Origin of the sequence: Mycobacterium sp. IS-1264 (assembly GCF_001954195.1) — a bacterium.
Taxonomy (GTDB): domain Bacteria; phylum Actinomycetota; class Actinomycetes; order Mycobacteriales; family Mycobacteriaceae; genus Mycobacterium.
This window is the reverse complement of the sequence record NZ_MBES01000083.1, coordinates 1-603: the sequence shown is the minus strand read 5'-3', so window position 1 is coordinate 603 and position 603 is coordinate 1. Positions and strand designations below refer to the sequence as shown.

General features: G+C 60.5%; 2 protein-coding genes. Both read left to right on the top strand.

What is annotated here, in order from left to right:
* Positions 1–15 precede the first annotated feature (15 nt).
* Positions 16–312: a WXG100 family type VII secretion target gene (locus tag A5744_RS22475; RefSeq protein ID WP_076064588.1), complete on the top strand. Its 297-nt coding sequence runs from the start codon at positions 16–18 to the stop codon at positions 310–312.
* 28 nt (positions 313–340) lie between these two features.
* Positions 341–603: WXG100 family type VII secretion target (locus A5744_RS22470; RefSeq protein ID WP_076064587.1), on the top strand; the 263-nt coding region annotated here is incomplete at its 3' end.

Sequence of the window (603 nt, the reverse complement as noted above, 5' to 3'; positions counted from 1 at the left end):
AAGGAGATAGCCAAGATGGCAACACGTTTTATGACTGATCCGCACTCGATGCGGGCGATGGCGGGCCGCTTTGAGATGCATGCTCAGACGGTGGCCGATGAGGCGCGCAAGATGTGGGCGTCCTCGCAGAACATCGCTGGTGCTGGCTGGAGTGGTCAGGCCCAGGCGACGTCCTACGACACCATGGGTCAGATGAATCAGGCGTTCAACAACATCGTGAACATGCTGCACGGGGTTCGCGACGGGCTGATCCGCGACGCGAACAACTACGAGACCCAAGAGCAGGCCTCGCAGCAGATCCTGAGCCACTAGCCCTTTTATTCGTTAGGAGAACACCGATATGACGATCAATTACCAGTTCGGCGATGTCGATGCCCACGGCGCGCTGATTCGCGCGCAGGCCGCTTCTTTGGAGGCCGAGCACCAGGCCATCGTGCGCGATGTGCTTGCTGCTGGTGACTTCTGGGGCGGTGCGGGTTCGGTGGCTTGCCAGGAGTTCATCACCCAGTTGGGTCGTAACTTCCAGGTGATTTACGAGCAGGCCAACGCCCACGGCCAGAAGGTGCAGACCGCCGGCAGCAACATGGCCAGCACCGACAGCGC

Coding starts and splice junctions, on each gene's coding strand:
- A5744_RS22475 (WP_076064588.1), top strand. CDS start 16: ATGGCAACACGTTTTATGACTGATCCGCACTCGATGCGGGCGATGGCG.